Source organism: Streptomyces sp. NPDC002851 (assembly GCF_053591935.1).
This window is the reverse complement of the sequence record NZ_JBSFUT010000008.1, coordinates 162,873-182,472: the sequence shown is the minus strand read 5'-3', so window position 1 is coordinate 182,472 and position 19,600 is coordinate 162,873. Positions and strand designations below refer to the sequence as shown.

Sequence of the window (19,600 nt, the reverse complement as noted above, 5' to 3'; positions counted from 1 at the left end):
CCCGGCACGTGGGAGAGAGCGTGGCGAAGCCGGTGGGCGCGAGGGACAGCGGGCCGCGGGACAAGGCGTTCGCTCAGTACGTGCTGCCCGAGGTGGAGGTGCTGCTGCGGGTGGCGATGACGCTGACCGCGCAGCCCGCCGACGCCGAGGACCTGGTGCAGGACACGCTGGTGCGTGCCTACAAGGCCGTCGACCGTTTCGACGGTGAGCATCCGCGAGCCTGGCTGCTCACGATCATGCGGCGGGCGGAGCTGAACCGGCACCGCCGCCGCAGGCCCCACCTCCTGGACGACCCGGACGCCGACCTGGACCGGCTCGCCTCCACCCCGGCCGGCCCGGACACCAGCCCCGAGGAGATCGTGGTCGGCGAGGAGTTCGACGAGGTCGTCGACGCCGCCCTCAGCGCACTGCCCGACAAGCACCGTCAGGTCGTACGGCTCGTCGACATCGGCGGCCTGACCTACGCCGAGGCGGCCCGGATCCTCGACGTCCCGGAGGGCACCGTGATGAGTCGCCTGCACCGGGCGCGCAAACGGATCCGAGCGCGGCTGACCGCGGCCGGACTCGCCCCGAAACGAGGTGCGATGTGAACAACAGGCCGTGGCACCGCCGCAGTACAGCGCACCGCGAGATGAGTTGCCGACAGGTCGCCAAGGTGCTGCAGTCCTACCTGGACGGCGAGACCGACGAGTTGACCGCCCGTCGGGTGGCCGAGCACGTCGAGTACTGCCACCGGTGCGGCCTCGAAGTGGCCGTCTACCAGGAGATCAAGCACGCCCTCGCCCGCCATGACATCGCGGACCCCGCGGTGGTGTCGAGGCTACGGGACTTCGGCGAGGCCCTTGTGGCCGCGGGCCCATCCGCGGGCCCGTCCGGCGCCGCACCCCCAGAACGGGAAGAGTGAGCCGGATGCCGCAGGAGAACGACACCGATGTCGTGGTGATCGGTATGTGACCCGGCGGCGAGCACGTCGCGGGTCGCCCGGCCGAGGCCGAGACCGAGGCCGGGCCGCATGTCACCGGCATCGAGGCAGCGTTGGTGGGCGGCGAGTCCCCCTACGGAGTTCCGGCGCCGCATTCTCGACGCGGCGCCGAGCTCCCTCGACGAGGCCGACGGCGCTGAGCGTGCACAAGCTGGGCATCAGACTCCGGGCGTACGACACGCCACAGCGCGGCGCTGGTGTGTCGGCCCGGCGGTATACGTGGGTACGAGCGGATGGTCGGCATCGCCTGGCCCTGGGCCTCCGTGGCGTACCCGAATACGGCCGGGCGGTGCACAGGAGTGTGGCGGGAGGCCGTGGTGGCAGAGCGTCCGGTGATCGGGTATCTCGTCTGGGCGGTGCTGTTCGGCGCCGTGTTCGCCTGGGAGGGCATTGCCCTCATCCGGACGGGGGACGTCTTTCCCACCCTCAGCGATGCCGTGCGCGCGGTCATGCGCTATCCGGCGGGGCGATGGGCGCTGTTCGCACTGTGGCTGTGGTTCGGCTGGCACACCTTCGTCCGCGGCTGGCACTTCCTGCTCCGGGACGTGCAATGACGGTCCACCGGTGATCGAAGGGCCCTGAAGTGCTCCCCACCTCACTGAACGTCGCCCTCATGCTGACCGGCTATCTGCTGGTCATGGGCTACCTCGCCCTCGGCCTGCGCATCCTGCGCCGACACCCGGAGCAAACCGAACCGCCGCCCCGGCGGCCGGAGATCCGGCGCGCGGGCCCCCTCGCCCCGGTTGCCGCGCGACGGGGATGGCTCGGCCTGATCCGCCGGGTGGTCGACACCGCCCTCGGCGGATATCTGCTGCTGATGGTCGTGGTGGTCGGCTACTACTACGGCGTGGCACGCTTCGGCGGCCGATTTCTGTTGAGCGCGTGCACCGGTGCCGCGCTGCTGGTGGGGATCGCCCTGCCGCTGTTCTTCACCGCGTCCTGGCTGGCCGAACGGCGGCGCAAGAGGCCATCCGGGACTGCGGCCAGGAAACGGGCCGACTGACTCGGAGCGGCAGATGACCTGCGGCCCAGCTGGTGCTGACCAGCGGCTCAGCTGGTGCGAGGCGACTTCTCGATGGCGGCGGCGAGCCGTTCGACGACGGGGGCGTGTCCGCCGGGCCGCTTGGACTGCCCGCCCACCGACGCGTGGTGGCCCCGGCGTCCATGAAGCGGACGCCGGGGCCACCTACAGGTCGCGGGTGGTGTAACAGCGGGGTGTAACAGACGTACGGACGTACGGACGTACGCCCGTACGTCACGCCTCGCTGGCGTCGAGCATGTCCTCGCGCTCGACGATCTTGACGCGTTCGCGCCCCTGGGGCGCGCCGAGTGCCTTCTCGGCGGCGTCGAGTCGGTACCAGCCGTCCCAGGTGGTGTAGCGGATGTTGCGCTCGCCCAGGAACGCCTCGATGGCCTCGGGCGCGGGGGAGGCGGGGTGGTGCAGCCGCCCGGCGGCGTGGTCCTCAAGGAGGTTGGCCACCGTCTCGTTGGCGTCGCCCTTGGTGTGACCGATGAGGCCCACGGGGCCACGTCGGATCCAGCCGGTGACGTACGTCGACCGAAGGTGCGCGCCGCCGTCCTCGAGCACGCGGCCGCCCTCGTCGGGGACGGTGCCGGAGGCGATGTCCCAGGGAAGCTTGGGCAGTTCGTCGGAGAGGTAGCCCACGGCGCGGTAGACCGCGGTGACGTCCCAGTCGGTGAAGGAGCCGGAGCCCTTGACGTTGCCGGTGCCGTCGAGTTCGGTGCGCTCCGTGCGTAGGCCGACGACGCGGCCGTCCGCACCGAGGACCTCGGTGGGCGATTCGAAGAAGTGCAGGAACAGTTTGTGCGGGCGGGATCCGGTGTCGCGTATCGCCCAGTTCTCCAGGGTCTTGGCGACCATGTCGGCCTGCTTGTTGCCGCGCCGCGTCTCGATCGACCCCTCGTCGTAGTCGATGTCCTCGGGGTTGACGATGACCTCGATGGTGGGGGAGTGGTCGAGCTCCCGAAGCTCCATCGGGCTGAACTTCGCCTGCGCCGGACCGCGGCGCCCGAAGACATGGATCTCCTTGGCCCGGTTGGCCTTGAGACCGTCATGGACGTTCGGCGGGATCTCGGTCGGCAGCAGCTCCTGAGCGGTCTTCGCCAGGATGCGGGCGACGTCAAGAGCGACGTTGCCGACACCGAGGACCGCGACCTTCTCCGCGTCGAGCGGCCAGGTACGGGGGACGTCGGGATGGCCGTCGTACCAGGAGACGAAGTCCGCCGCACCGTAGGAACCGTCGAGGTCGATGCCCGGAATGTCGAGTGCCCGGTCGGCGGTGGCGCCCGTGGCGAAGACCACCGCGTCGTAGAAGCTCCGCAGCTCGTCGAGGTCGATGTCCCGCGGATAGTCGACGTTGCCGAAGAGCCGGACCTGGGGCTTGTCGAGCACCTGGTGCAGGGCGGTGACGATGCCCTTGATCCGGGGGTGGTCGGGAGCGACGCCGTAGCGGATCAGGCCGAACGGCGCCGGCATGCGCTCGAAGAGGTCGATGGACACCCCCGGTTCGGCAGCCGCCGCGGACTTCAGAAGAGCGTCGGCGGCGTAGATGCCGGCGGGACCGGCTCCGACGATGGCTACCCGCAGAGGGCGCGGCATGGTCAGGTTCCCTTCGAGTGATGGCTGGGTGATCACCAGGAAGCCTAAAGTAAGGCAAGCCTTAGTTGGTAGACGGGTCCGGTTTATGAGCCCATAAGCCAGGTTTATGGGCTTGCCAAGTGCTGCTTTGGGTGGGCTTTGGGTGGGCTTTGGGCGGGCTTTGGGCGGGCCGTGCTGGCGACCCGACCCTGGGCAGGAAGAACACCCACGCCGTGCCGCGGCCCCTCCCGGCGCGATCACCTCAGGCGGGATCACCTCAGGCGGGACCGCGGCAAGGCGTACCCGGTCGCGGTGCGGACCGCTCCCGCAGATACCGGGGGTCGGGACAGCCGCGCGTGGCGACTCGTACGCCCGTCTCGTCGACCTCCCGCACCTGGAGGGACCCGCAGCTGCAGCGGGTCCACACCGTCTGCCCGCGCGGCGTACGGTGCCGCGAAAGCACCTGGAACGGTTCGGCGTCCGGCCATCCGCAGTGCGGGCACGAACTCATCACGCTCATCACGGGGATTCACTCCTCTTCCTGCGGCGTCTTGTCGTACGCCCTGTTACGGCGTCACTGCCAGCATGGAAGCCCGAACTTTGCACGTCCAGGTTGACTTTCCGAAGTCAACCATGAAGCGTTGACTACATGATTGACCTGCGCCGCCTACGCGTCCTGCGCGCCGTCGACCACTACGGCACCGTCACCGCCGCCGCCCAGGCCCTGCACTTCACGCCCTCTGCCGCGTCCCAGCAGATCCGCCAACTCGGCCGCGAACTGGACGTAGCGCTGCTTGAACCGCACGGCCGCCGGGTACGGCTCACTCCCGCCGCGCGCAGCCTCCTCGCACACGCCGACGCGATTCAGGCCCGCTGGGAGCGGGCCGAGACCGAACTGCGCGGAGCTCACGACCAGCCCGTCGGACTGCTGCGCGTGTGCGGCTTCCCGGTCGCCGTCTCAACGCTCCTTGCCCCGATGGCGGTCGCACTGCGGGAACGCCATCCGGGCCTGACCGTGCAGATCCAGGAGACGGAGCTGCGGTCGAGTCTGGACCTCCTCTTCGAGGGCGAGGCGGATCTCGCGGTCGTAGAGTCCACGACGAGCAATCCGCCGGCCGGCGACTCCCGGTTCGACCAACAGCCGCTCCTTGACGACCCGTTCGACCTGGTGGTGCCGGTCACGCACCCCTTCGCGAGGCGGCAGCAGGTCGCACTCGCCGAGGCGGCCGACGAGGACTGGATCCTGGCGTCCGCCCCCTCGACCTGCGGTCAGCACACGCTCGGGGCGTGCAGCTCGGCCGGGTTCACGCCGAAGATCGCGCACAACGCCATGGAGTGGAACGCCGTCGCCACCCTCGTCGCCCACGGCCTCGGCGTAGCCCTTGTACCGCGCCTGGCGCATGTCGCGCCGCACCTCCCGGTCACCCGCGTCCCGTGCGCCGGCAGCCCAAGGCGGAAACTCCTCACGTGCACGCGCAGCGGCGGACGCGAACATCCTGCCATCGCGGCAGCCTTGGACGAGCTGACGCGTACGGCTCCAACGGCGGTGGCGAGTACGGCGGTGGCGAGTACGGCGGTGGCGAGTACGGCGGTGGCGAGTACGGGGGCGGCGAGTACGGGGGCGGCGCACGTCGCGTGAGTCGACGTGAGGACATGAGTCGACAGCGGGATCAATCGCCTCGCCGTGGCGGCCAGGGCTCGCAGGCCGCGTGGCCTGATGCCCTCTTGGTTTACGTCGTCGCCTGGGCATGAGGGTCCGCAACCGGGATGATGAGTCGGCTGGATGCGCCGATCGCCCAAGGAGAGTGGCGGCTGATGAGAGCGTGTGTGATCGGGGCCGGTCCTGGGGGAATCGTCACCGCCAAGGTGCTGCTCGAGAACGGCTTCGACGTCACGGTCTTCGACAAGTACCAGCAGGTCGGCGGGATCTGGTCAGCGGAAGGCTGCTACCACGGGCTGGCCGGCCAGGCCGCGCTCCGCCTCTTCGAGTTCGCGGACCTGCCCAACCGCCTGCACTTCGCCGGCGCGGAGGACACGCAACGCTACCTGGAGACGTACGCCAAGACCTTCGGCGTCCTCGACCGCGTCAGACCCGGCACCGAGGTGATCTCCATCCGGCCGGAAGAGGGGCCCGGACGGGCGGGCGCCTCCGGCTGGTTGGTCGACTCCCGGCCTGCCGGAGACAAGACGGCGGAGGTTCATCGCGAAACCTTCGATTACGTCGTTGTCGCCAGTGGAGCTCATCATCATGCCCACCTGCCCGAGCTGCCCGGGCGTGAATTGTTCCGCGGTACCGTGCTGCACTCCAACGAAGTGAGGGCCGGGACGTTCGCCCGCCGACGCGTGGTCGTCGTGGGCGGCGGCAAGTCCGCCTTGGACCTGACCACGCGCGCCGCACGCGAGGCGATCTCGGCCACCCTCGTGCAGCGCAAGGTGAACTGGATGATCCCCGAGCGGCTCCTGTTCGGTCTGGTCGGATACAAGTGGATCCTGTTCACCCGGCTCGGTGAGGCGCTCCTGCCCCGCTACCACGATCCGGCCTGCGTCCGTCCGATCGACCGCATCGACGAGCGGGCCAAGCGAGCCCTGTGGTGGCTCATCACCCGCGACATGCTGATCTCCACCGGCCTGTACCGGCTGCCGAGGCAGCTGCGGCCCGCTCACCCGCTCCCCTTCCACCTGGCCCACGCGGGAGTGATGCCACGCGGCTACGCGCGAGCCGTCCGCCGCGGCCTGATCACCCCCAAGGTCAGCGCTGTCGAGGCGTATACCGACAAGGGGCTGCGACTGGCGACCGGCGAGGAAGTGGCGGCCGAGGTCATCGTGTTCGCCACGGGCCACCGCAGAGTCTTCCCGTTCCTGGATGCGAGCGTGCGCGTGCACGATTCCGCCGGGCGCCTGCGGCTCTACCGAGGCATCGTGCCACCCGGCGCCGAGCGGCTGGCGTTCGTCGGTTTCCGGCAGGTCTTCAACAACATCATGGGCATGGAACTCACCGCGCACTGGCTGAACAGCTATTTCCGCGCGACGCTGCGCACCGCCCCGAGCGAGCGGGAGATGCGGGAGGCCATCGACGCCCGCCTGGCCTGGCAGGAGCAGGTGCTGCCAGGCTCCGGCGGCTACGACTTCGGCCCCTACGACATCCACTGCGCGGACGAACTCCTGCACGACATGGGATTGCCGTCCCACCGCGCCGGGAACCTGCTCGCCGAATACCTGCTGCCCGGCGGCGTCGCACACCGCTACGCGGGCCTGACGCGAACGAGTTCAGCGACATGAGCGTCCCCGCCAACTGGGGCTCGTCTTGAGGGACTCCAACACCTTGAGGGACTCCAACACCGTACCGATGGGTCGTTCCAATGGCCCGTACCGATGGCCCGTACCGATGGCTTGAGGACACTGAGTACCGGGTAGTGCGTGCCGGTGTTGTTCTTACCCGAGTACGACCCCATCCTGCGTGAGCGCTTCGCGGCCGATGGCTATCTGTCGCTGCCCGCACTGCTGTCGCCTGGAGGGCTCAGAGAGGTGGACGGGGAAGTGCGGCGCCTGGAGAAGCTGGCTTTACGCCGGGACTTCACCATGACGTGCATGGACGACTCACCGCGGCACATGACCACCCTCGGTGGCCACGTCATCGCCAAGGAATCCGACATGATCCCGGACCTCTACCACGATGAGACCCTGCTCGCCTGGCTCAGCTACACGGCCGACTTCCGCACCGTGCCGGTCGACGACCTCCTGGAACGCCACGTCATCAACATCCTCCACCAGCAGGGCGACACCCACGGCGCTCACACGGATGACTACCCACTCGCCCTGGTGCTGTTCACCGAAGCCCCCGACCACGAACAGGACGGCGGGTTGCTGGAACACACGCCCCACACCACTGACCTCCGAGCCCTGGGCACCGCCGCCGGACAGCAACATCACCATCGCCCCGGCGACGGCTACCTGTTGCGAAGCGACACCACCGCCCACCGCGTCACCCCACTCAACCGACCAGGGCTACGCCGCACCGTCCTCAACTTCGCGTATACCAACCCCCAACGACAGCAGGCCACCACGCCCTCCGCTTCGTGGCTGTACTGTTCCGCCCCGGACCCGGACGCGCTTCGGGAGGGCGGACCATCGTGGGGCCGTGCGGGCTGAAGTGACCAGGGCCCATTCCCGGGCGCGGCGTGGGAGATGGAGGGGAGCGGATGTCCGGTGACGCGGGGCCGCGCCCGTCCGGGACCGCCGAAGCAGAGCGCCGGTTCGTCGAGCACCGCGGGCTGCTGCACGCCGTGGCTTACCGCGTGCTCGGCAGCGTCACCGACGCTGAGGACGTGGTGCAGGAGGCCTGGCTGCGCTGGAGCCGCCAGGATGTGTCGGGCGTCGCGGACGCCGAGGGCTATCTCGTACGCGTGACCACTCGGCTGGCGATCGACCGGCTGCGCAGCGCGCGTGTGCGGCGGGAGACATACGTGGGTCCCTGGCTGCCCGAGCCGTTGCTGACCGGCCCGGACATCGCCGAGAACGTGCTGCTCGCCGACTCGGTCTCGACCGCGATGCTCGTCGTCCTGGAGCGCCTGTCCCCGGTCGAGCGCGCGGTGTTCGTGCTCGGCGAGGTCTTCGGCTACAGCCATGCCGAGACCGCGCGCTGCGTCGGGCGCACCGATGTGGCGGTACGTCAGATCGCGCACCGGGCGAAGAAGGCGGTCGAGGCGCGCCGACGCCGCTACGACACCGACCAGGCCACCCGGCAGCGGGCCACCGAACGGTTCCTCGCCGCCTGCGCCGGCGGCGATGTGCGGGCCCTGATGGAGGTCCTTGCGCCGGACGTGACGATGGTGAGCGACGGCGGCGGCCTCACCGGCGCGCCCCGCAAGCCGATCCACGGCGCCGAGCGCGTGGCCCGCGCGGTCGCTGTCCTCTTCCGGCGCAGGCCGGACGGCTCGGCCGCGCGTGTGGTCCCGGTCAACGGCGCCCCCGGGATCGTCGTCCTCGCCGGAAACACTCCGGTCCTGGCGGGCACCCTGCATCTGGTGGACGGGGCGGTCGAGACGATCCACATGGTCAGCAACCCCAAGAAGCTGGCGGGCGTCGCGATGTGACGCAGACCATGCGGGACCGCGTCACGCTCCGGTGCACCGTCTCGTCCGTGGGGCGAACAACCAGCACGTTCTCACGGAAACGGAGATGTCCCGTGTTTGCTCTCCACCTCACGGTCACCCTGATCGCCGCGTCCCTGTGCGCCTTGGCCGGCGTACTCGGTCTGATCGGCCACGCAACCCCCAAGGCCCAGGCGCAGAAGCTGGGCGTGCCCGGGTCCTGGACGCCCGTCCTGGGCACGCTGCTGGTGACGGGCGCGCTGGGACTCCTTGCGGGTATCGCCGTGCCGCTCATCGGCACGCTCGCCGCCATCGGCTTGGTGCTGTACTTCGTCGGTGCCCTATACGCCCATGTACGGGTGCGTGACTACGACTTCACCTTCTGGTCCGTGTTCTTCGTGACCGTGGTGGCGGCCCTGACCGTCAACCTCGTCCACTACGGCCCGGGCGGTGCCAGGGAGTTGTAAGGGGCAGGGCGCGGTCCGGTCCCGTCCAGCCGACCGCCTGGGCCGATTCCGTCGCGTACGCCGTCACGCGGAACTGACGGCGTACGCGAGGGTGGGCCGGAGGCCGACTCAGCTGATCACTGGTGGGAGGACGCCGACCCTGCTACGACGGCCATACGACCAGGTCCACCGAGTCGTTGTACGGCGGAGGTTCCTGGAGCCACTGGTGCGGGTGGAGCGGGCGGACGGTTTGGCCGTCGTCGTCGATGAGGAGCGCCGGGCTCTCGGTGTTGTTCACCCAGGAGGAGACATTGTTGGCTGCGGTGTAGCCGTTGCCGCCTCCCATCGGCAGGTCATTGAGGTTGACGTCGTAGCCGGCGCCGATGCCGTACGCGGGGCCTTGGTTGCCGTAGTCGCGGTACAGGCACAGGGTGGCCGGCGGGCAAGGCTCACCGTCGTGGAGCTGGATCACGCCGGGAGGCAGTGCGGCGGCGTGCGCGGTTCCGGCGCTCAGCGGCAGCATCGCGGCGGCCACCGCCGCTGCCGCCATCGCGGTCAGACGGGCCAGCCTGGTGTGGCGCCTGTGGCGAGTCGTCATGCGTTCCTCCTGCGTGGTCAAGAAGCTGGGGCGGGTGGCCCCTGCGGACCCACCGGGTGTGGGACGAGGAGAGGTTCGCCACTGCCCTCTTTGGTTACGCGCAGTGTTCGTCAGGCGACTCAAAGTGCATGGCGCGTCCGGATAGGCGCTCTTGCTTGCGTCGTCCGGTCACTAGCAACCACGTGACGTGCGCAAATGTCCTCCGCGGAGAGCGGCGGATCGGACCTGGATGCACCCTCACCCACCGGACAGGTCCTCCCCAGGGGTGACCGGACAGCACGCGAAGGCGCCCAGGTCACACACCCCGGCGCTGCCCTGCCATCTGCTGGCGTACGCCGGGCGGGCAGTCGGCTGTGAAGCAGGAATCGGCGGCACGATCGGGGGCGTCGTGGTGCTCAGCGAGATGTCCTGCGTGCTTGAGGTTCGTGAGACCGGCGCGCAGCGCTGGACGCCCGCCGCCGAACCGTGCCTCCCCACGGGGCCGGTGCCGGGGCCGACCAGGGCAGCGACCTCGCCCGCTTTGAGGAGGAACGAGGAGGAATGAGCAGGAATGAGGGGGGAATGACGTCGGCGCGTCCTACTTGTTCGGGTCCCGGAAGCGGCCGAATGCCTTCGTGAGGGCGCTCAGGGGCGAACCGTCCGGCTTGCCCGGCCGCTGCGCGGGCGGCCGGGGCACACCGTTGCCACCGGTCGCCTCGGCCAGCGCGGCCAGGGCCGCCTCGGCCGCCTCCTGGTACAGGTCACGGGAGTTCGTCATGGCATCGAGCGCTTCGGCGTACTGGGTGACCATGCCCTTGGCGTGGACCAGCTCTTCGTCCGGGGTGAGCAGGTGCCAGCCTTGGCGCAGCCGCGTCAGGGCCCGCTCGGCGTCGGCCGTCAGCGGCCGTGCCAGTGCGGCGAACTCCTTGATCTTGTCGAGGAGTTCGGTCGGTTCCGAGCCGTCCAGGAAGACATTGCGCACCGTGAAACGCTCCGCGTCGTATCCCGGGTCCTGCGGGGCCGTGGGCAGGACGACGGCGCCGCCGCGTGGCATCCGCACGCTCAGCTCCCGCTTCATCGCGAAGTCGGCGATCTGTGCCTGCTCCGGCGTGCCCCGGTGCTCGACCACCCGGTGCCGCAGGCTCGGCGGCAGGAACGCCAGGACAGGCTGCTGCCCCTTCGCGTCCGGCGTCATCGCCTCGTGCACCACGACATGGATGAACCAGCTGTTGCGGGCGCAGTCCCGCAGCCGGTGGCGCAACTCGTCGTCGTCCTTCGGCAGGTGGTTCGTCGACCGGAGGCGCACGCCCGGCACCGTGTCCTGGTCCCAGGCGACCCGGTCGCTGTCGGGCCAGAACATGGTGGCGGGCGAGGGCCAGTGCACATCCCACGTCCGCTCCGCCTCGGCGGCGAGGATCCAGGTGACCCCCGCGCCTTGCTTGCGGCGGGCCTCGGGGTCGTACGTGGTCAGCTGTGCGCGCACCGTGACGTCGTCGGCCACGCGCCAGCGCGCCTCGAAGAGGCGGCGGGCCGACGGGCCGGGGTCGGCGGACGCGCCCCGGGGGTACAGGACGGTGGAGCGGGCCGCCTCGACGGGGTCGAGGTCCAGGAAGTCGTCGAGCACCCCGGCCGCCTTGAGGGCGATCAGGTTGCGTCGGACGTCCTGCTCGGGCTCGGGCCCGAGGTGGCGCCCGCGCCCCAGCCACGCGGTGTCGGGGGCAATGGTCGAGGAGGTGCTGTTCTTGGTCATGGAATCGTTCTGTGGGCGATCGGGGCTCGACCAGTATGGTCCGTCGACCCGTCGATGGCAGCGGAACCCCGTCCGCGGTTTCACCGCGCTCGACGACCACACCACGCTCGTACCCGGTGTCACCGCGCGACCGGCCGGGCACGGTGACCGTCGCGACGTCTTGTCCACGGTGCACGCCGGGACCGAGCAGACACGCGCGGCGCATGGTCGGTGCGTGCTGGGTGAGTGCGCGGCGCATCCGGCGGGTTGATCGCTGAACCCGGAAGCTGGGCGGCGCCGCGTGCGCCGATCGGTTCCGACTCAGTTCAGCTTCCGCGAGTGAACGCCTTGCGCACCAGCTCGAACGACCGGATGCGGTCCGTGACTTCGTACACCGGAGTGACGAGCATCAGCTCGTCGGCGGCGGTGGCGTCGGCGAGCTGTGCGAGCCGGGAGGCCACCGACTCCGGTGTGCCGTACGCCTGGTGGGCGCCGAAGGCGGCCAGCTGCTCTGCTTCCTCGGCAGTGAAGCGGTGGGCGGCGGCTGCGGCCGGGCTCACGAACGCCTCCTCCGCCTGCCCGGCGAGCAGACGGGACTTGATGATGTCCATGGGGCGCTTGAGCTCGTCCGCCCGCTCCTCGGTGTCCGCGCACACCGTCTCCACGCAGACCAGCGTGTAGGGCTTCTCGCACCAGGGGGAGGGCCGGAACTTTTCCCGGTAACGCTCGAGCACGCGCATCGTGTTCTGGGGGCGGATGTGGTGTGCGACCGCGATCGGCAGGCCGAGGTGTGCGGCAAGCGCGGCACCGGCCTCGCTGGAGGCGAGCAGCCAGGGCTCCGGGAGTGGTCCGAGGCTGCACTCGCGAAGCTGGTGGAGGATCGCCTCGACGTCGTGCTGGTACTCCTCGTCCGTGGTCGGGTCCGCGCCCCTGCGCAGGGCGCGGGCGGTGTCCTCGTGGAAGGTGCCGGGGCCGCGCCCGATGCCGAGGTCGATCCGGCCGGGGTGCAGGGCGGCGAGCGTCGTGAACTGTTCGGCCACGGTGAGGGGCGCGTGGTTGGGCGCGAGCACGCCCCCGGAGCCGATGCGCAGGCGGGAGGTGGCGGCCGCGGTGTGCGCCGTCATGATGGGCGGCGGGAAGACGCCGATGGCGGGGGAGTGGTGGTGCTCGGCGAACCACAGGCGGTGATAGCCGAGCCGGTCGAGCTCCTTGGCGGCGGTCTCGCAGTTGCGCAGCGAGGCGGCGGGCGTGAAGTCGGCCTGGACGACGGCGACTTCGAGCACGGAGAGCGGCAGAGGCGACATCGGATCAGCTTAGGTGAGGTGCGAGGGCTGGCCGAAGTGGGTTTCCCCGCACGCCGCACGCCGCGGTGCAACGGACGGGCCCCGCCCTTGTGTGGGGGGGAGAGAGGAGGGGGAGGGGCCTGGGGCCACGGCGGCCGGGGCGTTCCCGTGCCTGCCCCGGGACCGCCTCGGGCGCGACATACCCCCCGCGGAGACGCCCCGGCGGCGACGTGCCTCGCGGAGCGCCCCGGCCGCGACGCGCCCCGCGGGAACGCCCCGGCCGCGACGTGCCCCGCGGAACGCCCCCGGGCCCTGCTTTCCCCGGCGCCTTAGACCTGCGCGGCCCCGGCTGGTGCCGGGTAGGGGTCGCGGAAGGTGAACGCGCTTGGCCCGGGGCCGTGTTCGCGCACCATCGCGACCCGTTCCATCGCCTCGGCGATGCTCGGGCGGTGACCAGCCGGGATCCACCACAGGGCCTGGTGTACCTCGGCCATGCGTTGGAACCACTCGCGGCGGCGGCTCAGTACGCGCAGGTGATCAGTGTGATACGTGAAGTTCCGCAGGGCTTCGACCGACTCCCAGACCGAGCAGTTGATCAGGAGAAGGTCGTCGTTCTCGTCGGGACGGAAGCCGGTCGCGTCCTCGCCGTCATCGTCGACCATGCGCCAGACGAACCCGGGGCTGCGCTCGGCAAGCGCGTTGATCTCGGGCAGTTGAGCGACGAAGCCGGCCAACTCGGGGCCGGACAGCGGGGCGACGGTGCGGCCGATGTTGACCTGCGCAAGGTGAAAGCCAGTCATGGGCCAAGCATGGCCCGACCCTGCTTCTATAGTCAATGGTTATTGTTTTTAGACAGTGCCACGCAACACCCGCCTGGGCACGGGTCCATCGCCGGGGACCACTGCTCGGGGGTCAGGCCCTCGAGCAGCGCGAGATTCATCCCGCAGATCAGGGCAGGGAACTCCTCGGCCAGCGCGTGGAAGGGGCAGTTGCGCAGCCGCAGCGTCCCCCCGTCCCAGAAGGGCTGGTAGCCGCGGGCGCGCAGCACCTCGACCAGGTCACCGGCGGCCGCATCCGGATGTGCCGCACCCGCGGCCTTCGCCGCGGCCTGCAACTCCTGGTCCAAGCCGGCGTTCTCCACCAGCTCCGCGAGCAGCCGGCCGGCCGCATCGTAGGACCGGGGCGGGACGGACGCGGCGTGCTCGCCCTCGGCGCGCCGGTACACCTTCGCGGGCCGCCCCGCCCCGGGGCCGGTGCGCCCGGACAGCCGCCGGTAGGACACGGCAAGGAGTCCGGCCTCGACCAGCTTGTCCAGATGGAAGGCGGCCAGCGACCGGGAAACCCCGGCCGCTTCCGCCGCCGCATCGCGCCCTACCTCACCCGGGGCGGCGGCGACGTGTCGATAGAGGCGACGGCGCACGGGATCAGCCAGCACACCCAGCACCGCGAACGCGGAATCAGCGGAATCATCAGCAGTCACGCGCCGATTCTATGACCAATGGAAGTATTCAAAACAGCGCCGACTACTCGTCCACTCGTCACGCGGCCACCCAGCGATGGCCGCGACCGGGACTCTCGCAGTAAGCCCTGGGCCCGTGACTCAGGAGGGAACGGCCCTTCCTGGGCGTTCGTGGCCGAAGAATGACGAGGCGCGTCAGGCCGGGTGGGTGGTAGAAACCAGCGCATGGAGATGACGGTGTGGGTGGACGATTGGCAGATGCAGTGCTGCGGTACGCCATTCTCCGTGGGCGATGAGGTGTCCTGGTCGGTCAAGTAAGCCGACGCGGACTGGTTCACCAACCTGCTCGGCCCGGAGGCTGCCGCCGACATCGATGCGGCCGAAGAACACCACACCACAGAGCTTGAACCGTGCACCGTCACGGCAGGCAAAGTAACGGGCATCAGCGCCGTCCACTGTCGCTACGCGCCTTCAGAAGACGACCGCACGCTCTATCCGGTGCAAGGCTCTGCCATCCTCACGCCGGTCACCTCGGCCGACGGCTGGAACGCCGCACAGGGCGGGCACCAGTTCGTCGGCTACCTCGTCCAACTCGCAGTCCCTGAACCCCCTGCCATGTCCTGAATCAGGAAGCGGCCTCGGCACGAGCGGGCCGGAGGCAGGTGCCCGGTTCCACCGATCTGGCGCGCCTGCTGGAGGAGAAGCCGTTCGCCACCGACCCGTACGAGGCCGCCGAACTCGCCGCCTTGTGGTCATCGTTGTCGCACAGCGCCGGGTCACTGATTCAAGTACCGGGACCCACGCGCCGACCAGGATCAGGTCCAGATCAGCCGCTCCGTGGGATACAGCTGCCGCGCGGGCCGCGCCCCGAGGCCGTCCAGGACCACATCGACCGCCGAAGGCACACCCAACTCCCCTGGCCCGACAGGAGAGTTGGGTGCGGCAGGCTGTTGGCCGTGCCGCTGCTGCTGGAGCCCGAGGTGCCGCGCTGGTTACCGGCCTACGGGGTCACCTTCGGCCCCGTCGGTCTGCGTGCGCAGTATCGCGTGGCCGCCGTGGTGCAAGGGTGTGCCCAGCTTCACAAGGGTTGCCTCGCTGCCCGTTCGGGCGTCGAAGAGGTGAACTTCGCCGTGGCCGCCGCGGGTGACGGCAACCCAGTCCGCGCCCGGTGAGGCTGCCACCGCGCGGCGTTGGACGCCCTCCCAAGGCGTGCCGCCGCGGCGGGGTGCGCCGTCCATGGCCGGGAGCGGGACGCGGTGGGCGGGCTTGTCGTCGGCGTGAAGCAGGATCAGTTCGTCGCCGTCCGGGTGGATGCGGGTGAACGCGGTATGGCCCTTGGCGAGGGCCAACCGGAAGACCAGCCCCGGGCCGAGCTCTGTCAGGGTTGTACGGTCGGCGTCCAGATCGTGGCACCACGCCTGGTTCGTCCACTCCGGCCACCGCAGCGGGTCCGCCGGGCCGCCCCGTAGCGTCGACCACAGTGTCCGCCGCCGCGGATCGAGGCGCAGATACCAGCCCCTGGCGGGCGAACCCCACGGGATCACCGGCTTCGCGACGAGTGCGTCGCCCTGACGGTGTGCCCGGTGCACCCCCTCGCCGGTAGCCGCGAACACCTGGCCGTGGAGCGGGGATTGGGCGTCTCCGTGCCCGTCGTCCGGCAGTGGGAGGTGTGCGTGGGCCGTTGCCGGAGGGCAGCCGGGCGGCGCGCCGAGCAGGTCGGCGAACCGGTGGACGGCCAGGGCGCCGGGTTCCCTGTGGCGCAGGACGACGAGAGGGTCTCCGTCGCCCAGTACGGTCACGCCGGGCTCGCCCACGCGCGTGCGCACCCGGGCCGTGTCTCCCGTGGTGAGGTCGACGACCGTCAGCAGATCCGACCATGGTTCGCCGTTCTTGCCCAGGCCCGTCGTGATGGCCGCCCATCGGCCGGACGGGTCGACGGCGAGGTGCTCGGCCGGTACGGCGACCGGAATCGCGGCTTCCACCAGCTCGTGGCCGAACGGGTCGAGCACCAGCAGTTCGCCCCTGCGGTCGTCGACGCAGGCGGTACGCCCGCCCGGCAGCGCCAGGAACCCGGCGTGCTCGGAGAGGTGGCGGCCCGTGAGGCGGCCCGTCTCGGTGCCGTCCGGCACGGTCAGCACATGGACGTATCCCCCCACGTGGTCGGAGATGAGCAGCAGTGGACCGGTGGTCATCGGTGCCTCCATCGGCAAGAGGGGTTTGATGAAAACGATTATCATGTATGTTCGGGGGGTCCAGGGAGCATCCAAGGAAGAAGCGAGGGCATCGATGCTGCGCTCACCGTCGAGATTCGTCCGAAGCTGCATAGCCGCAGCGGTAGTTGGGTCGGTCCTGGCCGGATGTGGCGGGTCCACCGAACCTGCGAGTGAGCAGAGCGGTGCCGCGGCCGGGCCGAAGACGGACGTCACCGTCGAACCCATCAAGGCCACACGGGAGTTGACGGACGAGAACGGCGTCAAGGTCTCCCTGAAGAAGAAGCCGGAGCGGGTCGTCTGCCTGTTCGCGCTGTGCGACGACATCCTGACCGAGCTGGGCATCGTCCCCACGGCCACGAACAGCACACTCCTCGCCCATCCTGACTTCCTGGGCGAGGAGAAGGCGAAGCGGGTCGACGTGATTCCCGGCGGTTTCATCGCTCCCGAGGTGGAGGCGATCCTGTCCCACAAGCCCGATCTCGTGATCGGTCTGGAGGACACCCACGGCAAGCTCGCCCCGGCGCTGAAGGGAGCGACCACGTTCTGGCCCATGCAGCCCGAAACGTGGCAGGACAGTGTGGGTTACCTGCGCAATGTCGCCGCGCTCACGGGCCGTACCGCCGAGGGGGAGAAGGCGGAGAAGACCTTCCGTAACAAGCTCGCGAAGGCCGAGCGGGCCAGGAGCGACAAGACCGCCCTCATCATCTTCGGCAGCGACGAGAACTTCGGCGTCGCCACTCCGGAGGGGGACGTGGCCGCCAGTCTGTTCCCGAAGCTGGCCCAGTACCCGTGGAAGTCGCGGGGCGTGGAAGGGAGTTACAGCCTCGAAGAGATCCTGGCGCGCGACGTCGACGTGATGTTCGTCGAGACGCTGAGCTTCGGCGAGACGGACGGCAAGCTGTCGAAGAAACTCGCCAAGAACCCGCTGTGGGGGAAGATCCCGGCCGTGAAGAACGGGGACGTTCACGAGGTCAACTCCGAGGTGTGGGCCAAGGGACGTGGCACCCGCTCGCTGGGAATCGTTCTCGACGAGGCCACGGCCGCGCTGCGGTGAGCGCACCCACTGCGGCGCGGTACGCGGCGGGTGACACGACCTCGCGCGGGCCTCGGCCGGTGCCGAGACCGCCACGGCCATGGCAGCTTCTCGCCCTGGTTGCCCTGCTGGCCGTCGCCTCCGGCTGTGCCCTGAGCCTGGGCACGCCCTATGTGCCGCCGCATCAGCTGGCCGGCGCGCTGGGGGACGCGGACACCACGCTCGCCGGGGTCGTCGTCACCGAACTCCGCGTTCCCCGCCTGGTGTTGGCGCTGGTTGCCGGGGCCTGCCTGGGGGCCGCCGGGCTCGTGCTGCAGGAGGCGCTGCGCAACCCTCTGGCCGTTCCAGAGATGCTCGGGGTCTCCTCGGGGGCCGCGCTCGGGGTCGCCGCGCCGCTGGTGCTCGCGGTGTCCCTGCCCGCCGCCGTCCAGCCGCTGCTTGCCATGGGCGGGGCCGTGTTCGGTGGCGGACTCACGCTGCTCGCCGCCGGTCTTGGACGCAGCCCGTCCGCCGTGCTGCTCACCGGGGCCGCTGTCGCCGCCGCGCTGCAGGCCGCGCTGCTCGTGCTCATGGTGATGGCCGACCAGCTCGACCTCCAGCTGATCTACCGCTACCTGCTCGGCTCGCTCTCCGCCCGAACCTGGGACGACGTCACCGGCCTGTGGCCCTGGCTGCTCGTCGCGGTGCCCGGGCTCGTGCTGTGCGCGCCGGTGCTCTCGGTGCTGCGGCTGGGGGACGAGGACGCCGAGGCGCTGGGGGTGCGCGCACAGCGGGCCCGGTTCGCCGCGCTGGCCATCGCCGTCGTGCTGATCGCCCCCGTGACGGCCGTATGCGGGCCGGTGGCGTGGGTCGGGTTCCTGGCCCCGCACCTGGCGCGGAAGCTCAACCCCGCGGCGGACGCCGTGCGGTGGCTGCCCTGGTCGGCGGCGTGGGGCGCGGTTGTGGTGGCCGCCGCCGACGTCCCGGCCCGGCTGGCGCTCGCGCCGGTCGAGACACCGGTCGGCGCCTGGACGGCCCTGCTCGGCGTGCCCGCCGGGGTCGCCCTGCTCCGGACGGGCCGTCGGATGCCGGCAGGCGGGCGCCGACGCCGGGCCGAGGGTTCGGACGCCGTGCGGGAGACGGGCTGCGATGCGGCCGGCCCCAAGATGCCGTCCGGAGTGGAGGAGACACGGTGAAGGGGCGCATCGCGGCGCTCGCCGCGCTCGTCGTCGTATGCGCCTGCGCGGAACTGCTGGCGGGGACGGGCATGTCCCCGGCCGTGGTCCGGGACGTCCTCGACGGGGGCGGCGACGCGACGGAACGGCACATCCTGTTCCAACTCAGGTTTCCGCGGCTCCTTGTGGCCCTCGGCGCGGGAGCGTGCCTGGGCGTCGCGGGCCTGGTCCTGCAGTCCGCCCTGCGCAACCCCCTCGCCGGGCCCGAGGTCACGGGCGTGACGCCGGGAGCGGTGCTCGGAGCCGTCGCCGCGACCGGCCTCGGCCTCGCGGGGTGGGAATCACCCCTCGCCGTGGTCGTCGCCGCGTGCGTGGGCGGCTGCACCGGAGCCGCACTGCTGTGGCTGCTCGCCGGACGGGGCCGGGGCGACCCGGCGCAGATCGCCGTGCACGGGGTGCTCGTCTCGGCGGTGCTCGGCGGGCTCACCGCCATGGTGCTCCTTGTCGCCCCGGGCGAACTTGGCAGCGTCGTCCAGTGGCTCGTCGGCACCACGGAGGGCCGGGTGTGGCAGCACTGGCACCTGCTGTGGCCGTGGGCACTGACCTGGGGAGCCGCGGCGTGGCTCCTCGCCGGGCCGCTGACCCTGTTGCGCTGCGGCGACGAACTGGCCGCCTCGGCCGGCCTGTTCACCGCACGGGCCCGGAGCCTTGCCCTGCTGTGCGCGGTGGCGCTGACGGCCGGTGCGGTGGCCGCCGTGGGGGCGCTCGGTTTCGTCGGGCTGCTCGTGCCGCACGTCGCCGTGGCCGTGTTCGGCGCAGACCTGCGGGTGGCGCTGCCCGGTGCCGCTCTCGTGGGGGCCGCCGTGGTGTGCGGGGCGGACGCGGCGGCGCAGCTGGTGTCGCGGCTGCTTGCGGACGTGCTGGAGACCGGGCGACTCACGCTGCCGGTCGGGGCGCTCACCACGTGCCTCGGGGCCGCGCTGCTCCTGATCGTGGTGCGCCGCGCGCCGAGCCGTACGTTCTGATGTCGACGAA

General features: G+C 70.7%; 19 protein-coding genes and 1 pseudogene. 13 read left to right on the top strand and 7 right to left on the bottom strand.

Translation table 11 applies throughout. From position 1 onward, the window contains the following. Window positions 1-20 precede the first annotated feature (20 nt). The 4 genes from ACWD10_RS11660 (at window position 21) to ACWD10_RS11645 (ending at window position 1,985) form a co-directional block, all read left to right on the top strand. The gene (locus tag ACWD10_RS11660) at window positions 21-590 is read left to right on the top strand and encodes an RNA polymerase sigma factor (protein WP_451089542.1); all 570 of its coding nucleotides are present in this window, start codon (window positions 21-23) and stop codon (window positions 588-590) included. Window positions 591-631: 41 nt separating this feature from the next. Continuing rightward, entirely contained in the window at window positions 632-904 is a 273-nt protein-coding gene (locus ACWD10_RS11655) for an anti-sigma factor family protein (RefSeq protein WP_451089540.1), read from the top strand. Between the two features lie 395 nt (window positions 905-1,299). Beyond that, window positions 1,300-1,536, top strand: coding sequence for a DUF6186 family protein (locus ACWD10_RS11650; protein ID WP_451089538.1), 237 nt, complete (start codon window positions 1,300-1,302; stop codon window positions 1,534-1,536). 29 nt (window positions 1,537-1,565) lie between these two features. Next, window positions 1,566-1,985, top strand: coding sequence for a DUF6256 family protein (locus ACWD10_RS11645; protein ID WP_451089536.1), 420 nt, complete (start codon window positions 1,566-1,568; stop codon window positions 1,983-1,985). A gap of 252 nt (window positions 1,986-2,237) precedes the next feature. Here the strand turns inward: ACWD10_RS11645 and ACWD10_RS11640 are convergent, their stop codons facing one another. Continuing rightward, window positions 2,238-3,602: an FAD-dependent oxidoreductase gene (locus ACWD10_RS11640; protein ID WP_451089534.1), complete on the bottom strand. Its 1,365-nt coding sequence runs from the start codon at window positions 3,600-3,602 to the stop codon at window positions 2,238-2,240. 628 nt (window positions 3,603-4,230) lie between these two features. Here ACWD10_RS11640 and ACWD10_RS11635 point away from each other — a divergent pair. From ACWD10_RS11635 to ACWD10_RS11615, 5 genes are all read left to right on the top strand, one after another. Continuing rightward, window positions 4,231-5,220, top strand: a complete 990-nt coding sequence (locus tag ACWD10_RS11635) for a LysR family transcriptional regulator (protein WP_451089532.1) — start codon at window positions 4,231-4,233, stop codon at window positions 5,218-5,220. Between the two features lie 176 nt (window positions 5,221-5,396). Then, the gene (locus ACWD10_RS11630) at window positions 5,397-6,860 is read left to right on the top strand and encodes a flavin-containing monooxygenase (RefSeq protein ID WP_451089530.1); all 1,464 of its coding nucleotides are present in this window, start codon (window positions 5,397-5,399) and stop codon (window positions 6,858-6,860) included. A 144-nt stretch (window positions 6,861-7,004) separates the two neighbouring features. Next, window positions 7,005-7,730 (top strand): HalD/BesD family halogenase, encoded by a 726-nt coding sequence (locus tag ACWD10_RS11625; protein WP_451089528.1) that lies wholly within the window; start codon window positions 7,005-7,007, stop codon window positions 7,728-7,730. Between the two features lie 50 nt (window positions 7,731-7,780). Next, the gene (locus tag ACWD10_RS11620; protein WP_451089526.1) at window positions 7,781-8,674 is read left to right on the top strand and encodes an RNA polymerase sigma-70 factor; all 894 of its coding nucleotides are present in this window, start codon (window positions 7,781-7,783) and stop codon (window positions 8,672-8,674) included. A gap of 92 nt (window positions 8,675-8,766) precedes the next feature. Then, window positions 8,767-9,138, top strand: a complete 372-nt coding sequence (locus ACWD10_RS11615; protein ID WP_451089524.1) for a DoxX family protein — start codon at window positions 8,767-8,769, stop codon at window positions 9,136-9,138. A 142-nt stretch (window positions 9,139-9,280) separates the two neighbouring features. Here the strand turns inward: ACWD10_RS11615 and ACWD10_RS11610 are convergent, their stop codons facing one another. The 5 genes from ACWD10_RS11610 to ACWD10_RS11590 all read right to left on the bottom strand — a co-directional run bounded on the left by ACWD10_RS11610 (window position 9,281) and on the right by ACWD10_RS11590 (window position 14,186). Next, a complete protein-coding gene (locus ACWD10_RS11610) occupies window positions 9,281-9,715 on the bottom strand; it encodes a peptidase inhibitor family I36 protein (protein ID WP_451089522.1) in 435 nt (144 codons plus the stop codon). A gap of 577 nt (window positions 9,716-10,292) precedes the next feature. Continuing rightward, window positions 10,293-11,444: a hypothetical protein gene (locus tag ACWD10_RS11605; protein ID WP_451089520.1), complete on the bottom strand. Its 1,152-nt coding sequence runs from the start codon at window positions 11,442-11,444 to the stop codon at window positions 10,293-10,295. 305 nt (window positions 11,445-11,749) lie between these two features. Further along, entirely contained in the window at window positions 11,750-12,727 is a 978-nt protein-coding gene (locus ACWD10_RS11600; protein WP_451089518.1) for an MsnO8 family LLM class oxidoreductase, read from the bottom strand. A 308-nt stretch (window positions 12,728-13,035) separates the two neighbouring features. Next, entirely contained in the window at window positions 13,036-13,506 is a 471-nt protein-coding gene (locus ACWD10_RS11595; RefSeq protein ID WP_451089516.1) for a DUF3291 domain-containing protein, read from the bottom strand. A 32-nt stretch (window positions 13,507-13,538) separates the two neighbouring features. After that, window positions 13,539-14,186 carry a helix-turn-helix transcriptional regulator gene (locus tag ACWD10_RS11590; protein WP_451089514.1) on the bottom strand — a complete coding sequence of 216 codons (648 nt, stop codon included), beginning with the start codon at window positions 14,184-14,186 and terminating at the stop codon, window positions 13,539-13,541. A 204-nt stretch (window positions 14,187-14,390) separates the two neighbouring features. On the opposite strand from ACWD10_RS11590, the pseudogene ACWD10_RS11585 reads away from it, so the two are divergent. Next, window positions 14,391-14,789: pseudogene (locus ACWD10_RS11585) on the top strand (DUF6578 domain-containing protein). A 368-nt stretch (window positions 14,790-15,157) separates the two neighbouring features. Here ACWD10_RS11585 and ACWD10_RS11580 read toward each other — a convergent pair. Continuing rightward, a complete protein-coding gene (locus ACWD10_RS11580; protein WP_451089512.1) occupies window positions 15,158-16,357 on the bottom strand; it encodes a hypothetical protein in 1,200 nt (399 codons plus the stop codon). Between the two features lie 94 nt (window positions 16,358-16,451). On the opposite strand from ACWD10_RS11580, the gene ACWD10_RS11575 reads away from it, so the two are divergent. The 3 genes from ACWD10_RS11575 (at window position 16,452) to ACWD10_RS11565 (ending at window position 19,590) form a co-directional block, all read left to right on the top strand. Further along, window positions 16,452-17,432, top strand: a complete 981-nt coding sequence (locus tag ACWD10_RS11575; RefSeq protein WP_451089510.1) for an ABC transporter substrate-binding protein — start codon at window positions 16,452-16,454, stop codon at window positions 17,430-17,432. Between the two features lie 107 nt (window positions 17,433-17,539). Next, the gene (locus ACWD10_RS11570) at window positions 17,540-18,586 is read left to right on the top strand and encodes a FecCD family ABC transporter permease (RefSeq protein ID WP_451089691.1); all 1,047 of its coding nucleotides are present in this window, start codon (window positions 17,540-17,542) and stop codon (window positions 18,584-18,586) included. Then, window positions 18,583-19,590: a FecCD family ABC transporter permease gene (locus tag ACWD10_RS11565; RefSeq protein WP_451089508.1), complete on the top strand. Its 1,008-nt coding sequence runs from the start codon at window positions 18,583-18,585 to the stop codon at window positions 19,588-19,590. The genes ACWD10_RS11570 and ACWD10_RS11565 overlap by 4 nt, the downstream gene beginning before the upstream one ends. The last annotated feature ends 10 nt before the right edge of the window (window positions 19,591-19,600 follow it).